Genomic DNA, 13,377 nt, shown 5'->3' on the forward strand with positions numbered 1-13,377 from the left:
GCAGGCGCGTGGACGCCCGAACAGCGTTACTACTACTTCTTCTTGCGCTTCTCCCGCACGCGCACCGAGATCGAGATCGGCGTCCCGACGAAGCCGAACTCCTCGCGCAGCCGGCGCTCGATGAAGCGCCGGTAGCCCGCCTCCAGGAAGCCCGAGGCGAACAGCACGAAGCGCGGCGGACGGGTGCCCGCCTGGGTGCCGAACAGGATGCGGGGCTGCTTGCCGCCGCGGATCGGGTGCGGGTGGGCGGCGACGAGCTCGCCGAGGAAGGCGTTCAGGCGCGCGGTCGGGATGCGGGTCTCCCAGCCGTCCAGCGCGGTCTCGATCGCCGGGACGAGCTTCTCCATGTGCCGGCCGGTCTTGGCCGAGACGTTGACGCGCGGGGCCCACTGCACCTGGACGAGGTCACGCTCGATCTCGCGCTCCAGGTAGTAGCGGCGCTCCTCGTCGAGCTGGTCCCACTTGTTGTAGGCGATGACGACGGCGCGCCCGGCCTCGACGGCCATCGAGATGATGCGGGTGTCCTGCTCGGCGAGGGTCTCGCTGGCGTCGATCAGGACGACCGCGACCTCGGCCTTCTCCAGCGCGGAGGCGGTGCGCAGGGAGGCGTAGAAGTCGGCGCCGGCGGTCAGGTGGACGCGGCGGCGGATGCCGGCGGTGTCGACGAACTTCCAGGTCTTGCCGCCGAGTTCGATCATCTCGTCGACCGGGTCACGGGTGGTGCCGGCCAGCTCGTTGACGACCACGCGCTCCTCGCCCGCGACCTTGTTGAGCAGGCTGGACTTGCCGACGTTCGGGCGGCCGATGAGCGCGACACGGCGCGGGCCGCCGGGGGCGGCGTCGCCGAAGGTCTGCGGCGGGGCCTCGGGCAGGGCGGCCATGACGGCGTCGAGCAGGTCGCCCGAGCCACGGCCGTGCAGGGCCGAGACGGGGTATGGCTCGCCCAGGCCGAGGGACCACAGGTAGGCGGCCTCGGCCTCGGTGGACTGGCCGTCGACCTTGTTGGCGCACAGGACGGTCGGCTTGCCGGCCCGGCGGATGATCTTGATCAGGGCCTCGTCGGTGTCGGTGGCGCCGACGGTGGCGTCGACGACGAACAGCACCGCGTCGGCCTGCTCGATGCCGAGCTCGGCCTGGGCGGCGACCATCGCGTCGATGCCGAGGACGTCGATCTCCCAGCCACCGGTGTCGACGACCTTGAAGCGGCGGCCGTTCCAGCTGGCCTCGTAGCTCACCCGGTCGCGGGTGACGCCCGGCTTGTCCTCGACGACGGCCTCGCGGCGGCCGATGATGCGGTTCACGAGGGTCGACTTGCCGACGTTCGGGCGGCCGACGATGGCCAGCACCGGCAGCCGGACGTGCTCGGCGGCGTCGAGGCCGTCCACGTCGTCGAGGTCGAAGCCCTCTTCGGCGGCGAGGGCCATGAACTCGGCGTACTCGGCGTCGTCCAGCTCACCGTGGCCGGTGGCGTGCTCTGCGGTCATGTTCGTCTGTTCCGTTTCCCGGCCCGGCCCTTCCCAGGGGCGCGCCGTGCGTACCTGCCCCGCTCGGGGCAGCGCGAGTACTTCTCCTGCGGCACCTCGGCGGTGCCGCAGCTCATCGGGGCCACCCGGGGCCGAAGCCCGGCAGGTCACCACCGCACATGGTCACCCCGAGCCGAAACCCAGCAGGTCACCACCACACATGGTCACCCCGAGCCGAAGCCCGGCGGGTCACCACCACACGTGGTCACCCGGAGCCGGAGCCCAGCAGGTCACCACCACACACAAGGGTTCACACCGACGACAGGCCGGCCCGCTCCTCCACCAGCGCGACGATCCGCCCGATCACCTGCTCCAGCGTGAGGTCGCTGGTGTCGACCAGGACGGCGTCGGCGGCCTGGGTCAGCGGAGCCGTCTTCCGGGAGGAGTCGGCGGCGTCCCGGCGGGCGAGGTCGGCGGCCATCGCGGTGATGGTCGCCTCGTCGACGCCCTTGGCGCGCAGCTCGGCCGCCCGGCGCTCGGCGCGGGCGGTCTCGGAGGCGGTCAGGAAGATCTTGACGGTGGCGTCCGGGAACACCACGGTCCCCATGTCACGGCCCTCGGCGACGATGCCGCGCTCGGCGACCTCGGCGCAGCCGCGCTGCAGCTCGACCAGCCGGGTGCGCACCGCCGGCACCGCGGACACGGCGCTGACCCGCGCCGTCACCTCGGGGCCGCGGATCGGGCCGGACACGTCCTGGCCGTCCACCGTGATGGTGGGGCCGTCGGCGTCCGTCCCCGAGACGATCACCGGCTTCCCGCACGCGACGGCCACCGCCTCCGCGTCATCGGTGTCGACGTCGTTGGCCTGCATCCACCAGGTCATCGCCCGGTACATGGCACCGGTGTCCAGGAAGCTCAGGCCCAGCCGGGCGGCGACGGCGCGCGAGACGGTCGACTTGCCGGAACCGGAGGGTCCGTCGATGGCGACGACGACCGGGGCGTGCGCTCGGTCGGCAGTGTCCACGGGGTCGAACCTCTCTCTGAGCATGGGACCCGGCGCCTGGACAGCCAGTGGGCAGGCGTTGGACAGGCATACGACCGGGGATTGTCTCCCTCAAGGTTAATGGACCGCCGCAGGAGCCAGCCCCGCAAGGTCCGACCGCCCCCGACGGCCCTTACGGCTCCACCAGCTCCCCCCTCACCGTCCCACCAGCTCCACCACCGCGTTCCCCAGCCGGGGCCGGACGTACTCCCCGTCCCGCTCGATGCCGAGCACGCCGCCGAGGAAGGCCATCTTCGACGTCCCGTCCGGCCGTTCCCAGTCGAACGGCACCTTCGAGACGTGCGACGGGAAGGCGTTCTCCTCGAGGAGCTGCCCCCGCCACCCGAAGTCGGTCCGCGGCTCCGGCCCGGACGACGTCCGGGTGTGCGCGAAGAAGGCCGTGATCCACCCCGAGACGAAGTCCCCGCCCGAGTCCGAGCGCCACTTGTACAGCGAGCGCCAGAACTCCTCGTCCACCGGCCAGCCGGCCGCCGTCCGCGCCAGGACCTTCAGCACCGGGCGCAGCTCGGCGAACCAGTCCGCGAGCGGTTCGAACCAGGGCGCCAGCTCGCCGACCCGCTCCGCCAGCAGCGCCCAGTCGTTCACCGTCCCCTCCAGGCGGACCCGCGGGATGCCGCACAGCGAGTCCCACTTGAACTCGTAGTAGGGGCTGACGACGTCCATCAGCGCGACCAGCACCGACGAGACGTCGTCCGGCGTGGTCGTCGAGAAGGACGGCTGGAAGAGCTCGACCAGCTCCGTCCCGATCCGCTCCGCCAGCGGCTCCCGCACCAGGCGGATCGACCGTGCCCAGTCCGGCTCCGGCCCCAGCAGGCTGTCGTCCCGGACGGCGATCTCCTGCCGCTGCCCCGGCGTGTCCGTGAACAGTCCCTCGTACGCCTTCGCGTTCAGCCGCACGTGCACCGCGACCTCGTGCACCACCGCGTACCAGAGCACGTCCGGCGACAGGCTCAGCGGCAGGTGACCGCAGAACGCCAGGTGCGCCGCCCGCAGCAGCAGGCTCCACGTCGGTTCGTCGCCGGCCGGCCGCTGCCGTTCCCCCGGCGCGGCCGGCAGTGAGTCCGCACTGCGGTGGTGCAGCCGGAAGTCCCGGCCGATCACCGCCGCCAGGAAGGCGTCGTTCCCGACGATGTCCAGCTCGCCCACGTCACCCGGCTCTTGGCCTTCGCCGAGCGGTATCTCGACGATCACGCCCAATCCCCCCTGAACCCGAAACCCGAAACCCGAAACCCGAAACCTGGAACCCAGACCCCGGAACCTCAGTCCCGCACGCTCCACCCGCTCGACCGCAGCGCCGCCGTCAGCGGCTTCACCGCCGTCGGCGCGATGGAGAGCTGGACGAAGCCGACCTGCTGCCCGTCCGAGTGCTCGATGACGACGTCCTCGATGTTGACCCCGGCCGCGCCGACCTCGCCGAAGAGCCGGCCGAGCTCGCCCGGCTGGTCGCCGAGGACGACCGACACCGTCTCGTACCGGGTGGGCGGCGCGCCGTGCTTGCCGGGGATGCGCGCCTGCCCGGTGTTGCCGCGCCGCATGACGGCCTCGATGCCGACCGCGCCCGAGCGGCGCTCGGTCGCCTCGGCGGCGTCCAGGGCGCGCAGCGCGGCGACGGTCTCACGGAGGTCCACGGCGACCTCGTCCAGGATGTCGGCGACGGCGCCGGCGTTGGCGGAGAGGATGTCGACCCACATGCCGGGGTTGGAGGCGGCGATCCGGGTGACGTCCCGGACGCCCTGCCCGGAGAGCCTTATCGCCGTCTCGTCGGCGTGCTCCAGCCGGGCGGCGACCAGCGAGGACACCAGCTGCGGGGCGTGCGACACCAGGGCGACCGCCCGGTCGTGGGCGGCGGCGTCCATCACGATCGGCATCGCGCCGCACAGCGCGACGAGCTCCAGGGCGGCGTTGAGCGTCTCGGTGTCGGTGTCGGCGGTGGGGGTGAGCACCCAGGGGCGGCCCTCGAAGAGGTCCGCGCGGGCGGCGAGCGGGCCGGAGCGCTCGCGGCCGGCCATCGGGTGGCTGCCGATGTAGTGGACGGTGTCGCAGCCGAGCGCGGTGACCTCGGCGCGCGGGCCGGCCTTGACGCTCGCGACGTCGGTGTACCAGCGGGCCAGGTTGCGGCGCTGGCAGTCGGCGAGCACCTTGCCGACCAGGGCGGGCGGGACGGCGATGACCGCGAGGTCGACGGGGCCGTCGGCCGGTTCGGTGGTGCCGGCGCCGAGCGAGGCGGCCGTGCGGGCGGCGTCCGGGTCGGCGTCCTCCAGGTGGACGGTCAGCCCGCGGCCCGTCAGGGCGAGGGCGGCGGAGGTGCCGATCAGTCCGGTGCCGACGACGACGGCAGTGCGCATGGCGGGTCGCTCTCCTTCACGGGACCGGCCGGCGGGCCGGGGTGCTCGCCCCATCCTCTCGCATCGCCCCCGCCCCCGCGTCCACCGCCCACCCCGCGGACAGCCGCACCAGCAGCACCACCACGGAGAACCACCGAAGCCCCGCCCCCGTCCCACAGAGTGCACACGCCACCGCGCGGGCGAAATCCGGAGACGCCCGCCCGGAGGCGCGGCAGACTGGCCGCCCGAGGCAGACGAGACGGACGAGGCACCCGACGCGGACACCGTCGGCGCCGGCGGCAGGACGCGAACGAAGGGGTTGCGCATGGACGATCAGCACAGCGACGGGACCGGACGGCCGAAACCACCGGCCGTGCCGGCGCACCCGTCGGTCCTGGATTCGGTCGTGGTCCACGCCGAGGGCGCGGTGTGCCGCCGCCGGGCCACCGTGCCCGTCCCGCCCGGCGGCCGGCTGCGGCTGACCGGTCTGCCCCGCACGCTGGACGGCCGCTCGCTGCGCGCCCGGGTGCTCGGCGGCCCGCCCGGCACCGCCGTCACCGAGGCCCGTGTGGAGCAGCTCGCCGAGATCCGCGACGAGTCCGAACTCCCGGCCCTGCGGCGCGAATTGGATGAGGCCAGGGAGCGCCTGGGCGCCCTCGTCGAGCGCCACCGCGTGGTCCTCGCGTCGATCGCCGAGACGAGCGACCTGCGCGCCGTCACCCCGCAGCGGCGGCGGCCGGACGAGGTCCTGCGCCGCACGCCCGCCGACGCGTGGCTGGAGCTGGCGGAGTTCGTCGACGAGCGGCTGGCCGGGCTCCAGACGCGCGCCGAGCAGCTCACCCGGGAGATCGAACTCGCCGACCACGAGTGCGAGTTGATCAACGACCGGCTGGAGCGCGCGTCCACCGCCGGCCCGTCCCACCCGGTGGAGACGGCCACCACCGTCCTGCTGACCCTGACGACCGCCCCGACCCACGCCGACGAACCGGACGGCACCCCCACTCCCGCCCACGCCGACGAACCGGACAGCGCCCACACCCCCACCCCCTCCCACGTCGAGATCGAGCTGGAGTACGGCGTCGCCGCCGCCCGCTGGATCCCCGCCTACCGGCTGTCCTACCGGCAGGGCTCCGACACCGGCCGCCTCGTCCTGCGCGCCTCCGTCGCCCAGCAGACCGGCGAGGACTGGACGGGCGTCCGCCTCGCGCTGTCCACCGCCGACCTCGACCGCCGCACCGACCTGCCCAAGCTGCGCTCGCTGCGGATCGGCCGCAGCCAGCCCGCGCCGCCGCCGTCCGGCTGGCGCGAGCCCCCGAGCGGCCTCGCCGACCTGTTCGCGGGCTACGACGCGGCCGACGAGCTGCCCGGCAAGCCCCGGCCCCGCAGCGGCCCGTTCGCCGTCTCGGCGGCGGCGCCCACACCCCCCGCCCGGTCGCGCGGGACGGTCCCGAGCGCTCCCCGCCATGCGCTACCGAGCCGACCGGGCGGCAGCGCGTTCGGCGGGGGCGGGCGCGGCGGCGGCACCCTGGACTTCGCCGACGACGAGTACCCGCTCCCCTCGCCGCCGCCCCCGCCCGGCTTCGCCGGCTACGGCGGCGCACCGGTCCCCCAGGCGCCACTCGCCCCCGCCGCACCCGGCGGCCCGGCCCCCGTCCCGTACGGCGCGGCCCCCGCGCCCGCAGCCGCCCCGATCGCGAAGTCCGCAGCACCCGCGGCCATGAAGCGCATGGCCGGCCGCCAGGACGCCATCGCCCCCGAGCCCCCAAAAGCCGACTTCACAGGAGCCCCCGGCAGCCTCACCCCCGCCCTGCTCGACTACCCCGATCTCGTCCTGGCCGGCCCCGACGCGCCCACGAGCCGCCGCGGCACGCTCCACCCGCCCACCGGCACCCCGGAGGCGAGCCGAGGCGGCCTCGGCCGCGTGCGCAGCCTGCGCCTGCCCCAGCACGCCGTGGCGCCCCGCGTCTCGGCCGGCTCGTTCGACCACCGCTTCGACGCCGCCGCCCCCGCAGACATCCCGTCCGACGGCACCTGGCACACCGTCACGGTGGACGAGATCCCGCTGTCCGTCCGCCCCGAATACGTCACCGTCCCGGCCGTCGAGGAGAAGGTGTACGCGACGCTCGTCCTCGCCAACCGCACCGACCGCGCCGTCCTTGCGGGCCCGGTCGAGGTCACCGTCGACGACGAGTTCCTGCTCACCGCCGCCCTGCCCACGCTCGCGCCCGGCGGCGCGCGGCGCGTGGGCATCGGCGTCACCGAGAGCATCGAGGTGGCGCGCCGCACCGAGCTGCACGAGGCCGTCGCGGGCAAGCTGAGCGTGCTGAACAACAGCACCGTGCTGGACCACCGGGTGCACGTCGAGCTGGCGAACCGGCTCGGCCGCGCCGTCACCGTCGAGGTCCGCGAGCGCGTGCCGGTCACCTCCGACGCCGAGATCCGGATCGACGAGCGCGCCGACTGGCACGCCCCGACGGTCCCGACCCCGCAGTGCCCGCCCAGCACCCGGCTCTGGCGGGTCGAACTGCCCCCGGGCGGGCGCGCCGAGCTCGACGGCGGCTACCAGATCAAGATCCCGGCCGGAAAGGCCATCGTCGGCGGAAACCGGAGGAACTGAGAATGACCGGAACCACCCCCCTCCCCGTCACCCCGCTCCCCGTCACGGCCCTCCCCGTCACCGCCGTCACCTGCCTGGAGGACCGCAGCCAGGTCGAGCGCACGGCGACGGTCGAGCTCGCCGCGGGCGTCCAGCGCCTGCGCCTCGGCCCGCTCACCGCGCTCGCCGTGGACCGCACCCTGCGCGCCGAGAGCAGCGCGCCCGGCAGCCGCGTCCTGGACGCCCGCCTGGTGCGCAGCTGGACCCCGCGCGCCCCGCAGGCGCCCGGTCCGGACGACTCCGCGCTGCGCCACCGGCTGCACGAACTGGACGTCGAGACCCGGCTGACCGACCAGACCCGCACCCGCCTGGAGGCCAGGCTCGCGCTGCTCGCCCAGCTCGCCGCCGACCTCCTGCGCGAGGTCGGCGAGGGCGCCGGCGTCGGCGAGGTCGAACGCGCCCGCTGGACCCGTGAGCTGGACCGGGTGGACGCCGAGCGCGAGCGCCACGGCGAGGAGCTGCGCGCCACCCGGTCCCGGCTGCGCCGCCTGGAGGAGGAACGCTCGCAGGCGCTCACCGCGCTCGACGAGGCCGAGGAGGAGCCGGCCGAGCTGGTCGCCCACCTGGACCTCACCGTCGAGGCCGCCTCGGCCGGCCCCGGCACGCTGACCGTCAGCCACCTGGTGCCGTGCGCGCTCTGGCGCCCGTCGTACCGCGCCACCCTCGCCGGCGGGAGCCTGCACCTGGAGTCGGAGGCCGTGGTCTGGCAGCGCACCGGCGAGGACTGGACCGGCGCGCGGCTCACCTTCTCCACCGCCCGCTCCGCCCTCGCCACCGATCCGCCCGCGATCACCGAGGACGTCCTGATGCTGCGCGAGCGCACCGGCGAGGAGCGCCGCACCGTCGAGGTCGAGCTGCGCGAGGAGACCGTCGGCACGCTCGCCCCGGACGCCGCCGTGCCGGGCGTGGACGACGGCGGCGAGGTCCGGGTGCTGCCCGCGCCCGCGCCGGCCACCGTACCGTCCGACGGCCGGGCGCACCGGGTGCCGCTGGGCGGCTTCGGGGCGCCGGCGAGCAGCGAGTACGCGTGCGCGCCGGAGCTGTCCCCGCTGGTCACCCAGGTGGTCCGGTTCCGCAACGCGGCCGGGCACCCGCTGCTGGCCGGCCCGGTCGAGCTGGTCCGCGGCAGCGGCTTCACCGGCCGGGGCGAGCTGCGCTTCACCGCGGCCGGCGCCGAGGCCGAGCTGGCGTTCGGCAGCTCGGACGGCTACCGGGTGGTCCGCGAGGCCGAGGAGCGGCAGGCCACCGCCGGGCTCACCGGCCGCCAGACGACCACCCGGACGGTCCGGCTGCACCTGTCCCGGTTCTCCGGCCCGGAGGAGCGGGACGAGCAGGTCGTGACGGTCCGCGAACGGGTGCCGGTCTCGGAGGTGTCGGCGGTGGAGGTGCGGCTGCGCAAGGAGGAGTGCACCCCGGCCCCGGACGCCTTCGACGCCGAGGGCATCGTCCGCTGGGACGTGCCGCTCGGCCCCGGCGCCCGCCGGACGCTCACGCTGGTGTACGAGATCTCGGCCTCCGCCAAGGTGGCCGGGCTCTGACTCCCGCACCGAAGTGACCGCCGCGCCGAAGTGACCCCCGCACCGAAGTGACCCCCACGCCGTAATGACCCCCGCGCCGAAGTGACACCTGCTCAGGATCGACCGGCGCAGGACCAAAGGGACCGAACCGGGTACAACAGGAACATGATCCTCCACCTCGCACCCCTGGACGACTGGCTGGCCGACCCCGGCCGCCCGTACGCCGCCGCCTCGCTGCTCACCGACGGGTTCATCCACTGCTCGGCGGACGAGCCGACGGCGCTCGCGGTGGCCAACCACTTCTTCGCCGACGCCCCCGATCCGCTGATGGTGCTGCTGATCGAGGAGTCGCTGGTGGAGCCGATGGTCAAGTGGGAGGCCCCGCACGGCGCACCGCCGCCCGGGGCCACGCCCGGCGTGCTGTTCCCGCACATCTACGGCCGGCTGAACCGCTCCGCCGTGGTCGGCCTGGCGAAGCTCCAGCGCGGCCCGGACGGCCGCTGGGCCTCCCTCACCCCCTGGAGCTGAGCCCCACCGGGGACGGTCGGCTCACAGCCATCCGCGCTCCCGCGCCGCCATGCCGGCCTGGAAGCGGGTGGTCGCACCCAGCGCCCGCATCAGGCTCTGCAGCCGGCGCTGGGTGGTCCGGGCGCTCCAGCCGAGCGAGCGGGCGATCGACTCGTCGGTCAGGCCGGCCGCCAGCAGGCCCAGCAGCTTGCGGTGGTCGGCCGCCGGCTCCAGCGCCGCGTCCGCCGCGCCGATCGCGGCCTGGAGCTGGACGGCCCGCTCCCACTCCGCCTCGAACAGCGTGTCCAGCGCCTGGAGCAGCGCGGAGGGGTGGATGACGTAGGCGGCGTCGAGGACGCTGTCGCCGACGCTGATCGGGATGATCGCCATCCGGTCGTCCGAGATGATCATCTTCATCGGCAGCGTGGGCCGCACCCGGGCCTCCTCGCCGTCCGCGACGCCGACCAGGATGTTCTTCTCCAGCCGCCCGGGCCAGGCCACCGCCTCCCGGTCGTAGATGGTCCGGAAGCGCAGCCCCTCGCGCAGCCGGTCCCGCTGCGTCGGCATGAGCCCCACCGGGTCCTGGATGTACGGCGGGCAGTCGAAGCCGCGCACCTGGTACTGGCTGGTCTCGGTGATGTGCTCCAGCCGCTGGGCGATCGCCTCGCCGCCGGTCAGCACCTCGACCGAGTGCGCCGGGTCGGTGTAGCGCGAGGCCTCCCGGAAGGCGTCCATCAGCCGGTGCATCTCGGCCCTGGCGTGCCGCAGTTCGGACTCGCGGTGGCCTATCAGGGTCCCGATCGCGACGTCGGGGGCGACCGGCAGGTAGCGCTGCCGGTCCACCGGCGCGCGGGTGGCCATGCCCTGCTGGGCGAGCCGGTCGAGCGCGCGCACGCTCTGCTGGAGGGTCAGGCCGCAGCTCTCGGCCAGGTCCTCCGCGGTGGACTGCGGGTTGGCCACCAGCGCGGCGTAGACCTGTCCGTCCGGCTCGGCCAGTCCCAGTGCGCTGAGTGGTGCATCGGACACGACGCCGTCTCCCCCTTTTCGCCCCCACCGGCGCCCGTGCTGGCGCACTCCCGCCACGCGAAGCGGCGGTGGTCAGGTGGCCATCCTCGGCCACGGATCATGACGCTGACAAGGCCGTGACCAGCGGGTGCGTCCCGGCTCACATACACACCGGAGGGTCCCCCGCCACCACGGGCGGGAGACCCTCCGGAGAACTGTCCGTGAACCGGTCCCTTGCGGGCCGACCCCTACCGGCCGACCCTTACAGGCCGACCTCGTGCATCAGCTGGCCGACCTCGGGGTTGGTCAGGCGGCGCAGCCAGCCCGACTTCTGGTCGCCCAGCGCGATCGGGCCGAAGTGGGTGCGCACGAGCTTCTCGACCGGGAAGCCGACCTCGGCCAGCATCCGGCGCACGATGTGCTTGCGGCCCTCGTGCAGGGTCACCTCGACCAGGTAGTTCTTGCCGACGTTCGAGATGACCTTGAAGCTGTCGGCGCGGGCGTAGCCGTCCTCCAACTCGACGCCCTGGGCCAGCTGCTTGCCCAGGTCGCGCGGGATCGGGCCCTGGATGGCGGCCAGGTAGGTCTTGGTCACGCCGTACTTGGGGTGGGTGAGGCGGTGGGCCAGCTCGCCGTGGTTGGTGAGCAGGATGATGCCCTCGGTCTCGGTGTCCAGGCGGCCGACGTGGAACAGCCGGGTCTCCCGGTTGGTCACGTAGTCGCCGAGGCACTGGCGGCCTTCCGGGTCCTCCATGGTGGAGACGACGCCGGCCGGCTTGTTGAGCGCGAAGAACAGGTAGGACTGGGTGGCGACGGTCAGGCCGTCGACCTTGATCTCGTCGTTCTGCGGGTCGACGCGCTTGCCCTGCTCGGTGACGCGCTGGCCGTTGACCTCGACGCGGCCCTGCTCGATCAGCTCCTCGCAGGCGCGGCGGCTGCCGATGCCGGCCCGGGCCAGCACCTTCTGCAGGCGCTCGCCCTCGGGCTCGCCGAAGGTCTTGGGCAGCTTGACGGCGGGCTTGTCGTGCCGGGCGAGGACGGCGTCCTCGATCCGGGCCTGGAGCTCACGCGAGCGCTGCGGCTGGCGGCGCGGGTCGCCCGGGGCGCCCTGGCCCTCGCGGCGCGGGCGCGGGGCCGGGCCGGGGCGCCGGCCGGCGAAGCCGCCGCGGGCGGGGGTGGCGTTGGGGCCGCCGCCGTACTCGGGGCGGTCGTAGCGCCGCTCCTCGGGCCGCAGCGGGCGGTCCGGGTAGCGCCGGTCGTCGCGCCGGTCGTCCCGGCGGTCGTCCCGGCGGTCGTCACGCCGGTCGTCGCGGCGGGAGTCCCGCCCGGACGAGCCGGAGCCGCCGCGCGAGCCGCCCCCGTAGGAGCCGCCCCGCGAGCCCGAGCCGCCACCGTACGAACCGCCGCCGGACGAACCGCCGCGCGAGCCCGAGCCGCCGCGGCCGCCGCCCCCGTAGGAGCCGCCGCCCCGGCCCCCGCCCTGTCCGCCGCGACCGCTTCCGCCGCCGCTGCTGTTCCTGCCGTTGCCACTGCTACGCATCAAAGTGTCCGTACGTCGTTCCGTCTGGGATGTGCGGTCGTTTCGGCCGACCTCACCGCCCCCTGCCGATCGTGCTCAGCCCGACCGGCCTCGCCACTGCCGTCCGCGGCCTGCGCGGCAGCGGCGGCGACCGCCTCCGCGATCATCGTGCCCTCCAGGGACTCCGCTTCCACGTCGTCGACCTCGGGCAGGAAGGGAGCGAGCTCCGGCAGCTCGTCCAGGCCGCGGAGCCCCATCCGTTCCAGGAAGTAGTTCGTCGTCCGATACAGGATCGCACCTGTTTCGGGCTCGGATCCGGCCTCTTCCACCAGTCCTCGCTGTACCAGGGTACGCATCACACCGTCACAGTTCACACCACGGACGGCCGAGACCCGCGATCTGGACACCGGCTGCCGGTAGGCGACGACCGCCAGGGTCTCCAGCGCGGCCTGGGTGAGCCGGGCCTGCTGGCCGTCCAGGACGAAGCGGTCGACGGCCGGGGAGCAGGCGGCCCGGCTGTAGAAGCGCCAGCCGCCGGCGACGTGCCGAAGGTCGAAGCCGCGGCCCTGGGCGGTGTACTCGGCGGACAGCCCGCGCAGCGCGTCGGCGATCTCCGCCCGGGGCCGTTCCAGCACGCCGGCCAGCCGGTCCTCGGTCACCGGATCGTCGACGATCATCAGGATCGCCTCCAGCTCGGCCCGCAGCCCGGGACCGGGCTCCCCGACGTCCCCGACGTCCTCGGCCGCATCGACCGGCACCGGTCGCGCGTCGGAAGTCGGCGGCGCCGACTTCTGGTGCACGACGTGCGCCTCGGCCACGGGTTCCGCCGGCACGTCCGCCACCGGCGCCGGCTCGTCCGGCAGGAGCTCGAAGGCCGGCTCCAGCCACTCCTCGGCCCGCGGCTGCCCGGGCAGCCCCAGCCGCCGCCGCAGCGGCCGCCCGCCGCCGCCCGCAGACGTCTCCGTCACCCGTCCTCCTCCTTCTCCCCCGCCGGCCGGTCGAACTCGTCCGTGACCTCCACCGGGCCCCGCCCGGGCTCGGCCACCCACCGCACGGTCAGCTCGCCGAGCGCCTCCGGCTGCTCGAAGGCGAGCGCCTGCTCGCGGTAGAGCTCCAGCAGCGCGAGGAAGCGGGCGACGACGACCAGGGTGTCCGGCGCGTCCGCCACCAGCCGCCGGAACGACGCCTCGCCGAGCTCGGTGAGCAGGGCCACCACCAGCCCGGCCTGCTCGCGCACGCTGACCGGCGGCGTGTGGATGTGGTCGACGTAGACGACGGGCGCCGGTTTGGGCTCCATCGCCTTCGCCGCGAGCTCCGCGAGGC

General features: G+C 74.6%; 11 protein-coding genes. 3 read left to right on the forward strand and 8 right to left on the reverse strand.

Annotation, left to right across the window (positions count from 1 at the left end; genetic code table 11):
• Window positions 1-32: 32 nt before the first annotated feature.
• From der to AB0O00_RS00590, 4 genes are all read right to left on the reverse strand, one after another.
• Window positions 33-1,484 (reverse strand): ribosome biogenesis GTPase Der, encoded by a 1,452-nt coding sequence (der, locus tag AB0O00_RS00575; protein WP_363647559.1) that lies wholly within the window; start codon window positions 1,482-1,484, stop codon window positions 33-35.
• A 289-nt stretch (window positions 1,485-1,773) separates the two neighbouring features.
• Entirely contained in the window at window positions 1,774-2,511 is a 738-nt protein-coding gene (gene cmk, locus AB0O00_RS00580) for a (d)CMP kinase (RefSeq protein ID WP_363647561.1), read from the reverse strand.
• A 150-nt stretch (window positions 2,512-2,661) separates the two neighbouring features.
• The gene (locus tag AB0O00_RS00585; RefSeq protein WP_363647563.1) at window positions 2,662-3,717 is read right to left on the reverse strand and encodes a DUF4419 domain-containing protein; all 1,056 of its coding nucleotides are present in this window, start codon (window positions 3,715-3,717) and stop codon (window positions 2,662-2,664) included.
• Window positions 3,718-3,785: 68 nt separating this feature from the next.
• Window positions 3,786-4,871, reverse strand: a complete 1,086-nt coding sequence (locus AB0O00_RS00590) for a prephenate dehydrogenase (RefSeq protein ID WP_363647565.1) — start codon at window positions 4,869-4,871, stop codon at window positions 3,786-3,788.
• Window positions 4,872-5,175: 304 nt separating this feature from the next.
• On the opposite strand from AB0O00_RS00590, the gene AB0O00_RS00595 reads away from it, so the two are divergent.
• The 3 genes from AB0O00_RS00595 to AB0O00_RS00605 all read left to right on the forward strand — a co-directional run bounded on the left by AB0O00_RS00595 (window position 5,176) and on the right by AB0O00_RS00605 (window position 9,551).
• The gene (locus AB0O00_RS00595; RefSeq protein ID WP_363647567.1) at window positions 5,176-7,467 is read left to right on the forward strand and encodes a DUF4139 domain-containing protein; all 2,292 of its coding nucleotides are present in this window, start codon (window positions 5,176-5,178) and stop codon (window positions 7,465-7,467) included.
• 2 nt (window positions 7,468-7,469) lie between these two features.
• Window positions 7,470-9,044, forward strand: coding sequence for a mucoidy inhibitor MuiA family protein (locus AB0O00_RS00600; RefSeq protein ID WP_363647569.1), 1,575 nt, complete (start codon window positions 7,470-7,472; stop codon window positions 9,042-9,044).
• 144 nt (window positions 9,045-9,188) lie between these two features.
• Entirely contained in the window at window positions 9,189-9,551 is a 363-nt protein-coding gene (locus AB0O00_RS00605; RefSeq protein WP_363647571.1) for a DUF952 domain-containing protein, read from the forward strand.
• Window positions 9,552-9,572: 21 nt separating this feature from the next.
• Here the strand turns inward: AB0O00_RS00605 and AB0O00_RS00610 are convergent, their stop codons facing one another.
• The 4 genes from AB0O00_RS00610 to AB0O00_RS00625 form a co-directional block, all read right to left on the reverse strand.
• Window positions 9,573-10,556, reverse strand: coding sequence for a helix-turn-helix domain-containing protein (locus tag AB0O00_RS00610; RefSeq protein ID WP_363647573.1), 984 nt, complete (start codon window positions 10,554-10,556; stop codon window positions 9,573-9,575).
• A 241-nt stretch (window positions 10,557-10,797) separates the two neighbouring features.
• Window positions 10,798-12,075 carry a pseudouridine synthase gene (locus tag AB0O00_RS00615; RefSeq protein WP_363647575.1) on the reverse strand — a complete coding sequence of 426 codons (1,278 nt, stop codon included), beginning with the start codon at window positions 12,073-12,075 and terminating at the stop codon, window positions 10,798-10,800.
• The gene (gene scpB / locus AB0O00_RS00620; RefSeq protein ID WP_363647585.1) at window positions 12,075-12,758 is read right to left on the reverse strand and encodes an SMC-Scp complex subunit ScpB; all 684 of its coding nucleotides are present in this window, start codon (window positions 12,756-12,758) and stop codon (window positions 12,075-12,077) included. The genes AB0O00_RS00615 and scpB overlap by 1 nt, the downstream gene beginning before the upstream one ends.
• A gap of 260 nt (window positions 12,759-13,018) precedes the next feature.
• On the reverse strand, window positions 13,019-13,377 hold a 359-nt coding region (locus AB0O00_RS00625), incomplete at its 5' end, for a segregation/condensation protein A (protein WP_363647577.1).

Source organism: Kitasatospora sp. NPDC093558 (assembly GCF_040683475.1).
GTDB lineage: Bacteria > Actinomycetota > Actinomycetes > Streptomycetales > Streptomycetaceae > Kitasatospora.

Excerpts from the sequence above, each read along its gene's own strand:
- AB0O00_RS00595 (WP_363647567.1), top strand. The coding sequence starts at position 5,176 with ATGGACGATCAGCACAGCGACGGGACCGGACGGCCGAAACCACCGGCC.
- der (WP_363647559.1), bottom strand. The coding sequence starts at position 1,484 with ATGACCGCAGAGCACGCCACCGGCCACGGTGAGCTGGACGACGCCGAG.
- cmk (WP_363647561.1), bottom strand. The coding sequence starts at position 2,511 with ATGCTCAGAGAGAGGTTCGACCCCGTGGACACTGCCGACCGAGCGCAC.
- AB0O00_RS00600 (WP_363647569.1), top strand. The coding sequence starts at position 7,470 with ATGACCGGAACCACCCCCCTCCCCGTCACCCCGCTCCCCGTCACGGCC.
- AB0O00_RS00605 (WP_363647571.1), top strand. The coding sequence starts at position 9,189 with ATGATCCTCCACCTCGCACCCCTGGACGACTGGCTGGCCGACCCCGGC.
- AB0O00_RS00590 (WP_363647565.1), bottom strand. The coding sequence starts at position 4,871 with ATGCGCACTGCCGTCGTCGTCGGCACCGGACTGATCGGCACCTCCGCC.
- AB0O00_RS00615 (WP_363647575.1), bottom strand. The coding sequence starts at position 12,075 with ATGCGTAGCAGTGGCAACGGCAGGAACAGCAGCGGCGGCGGAAGCGGT.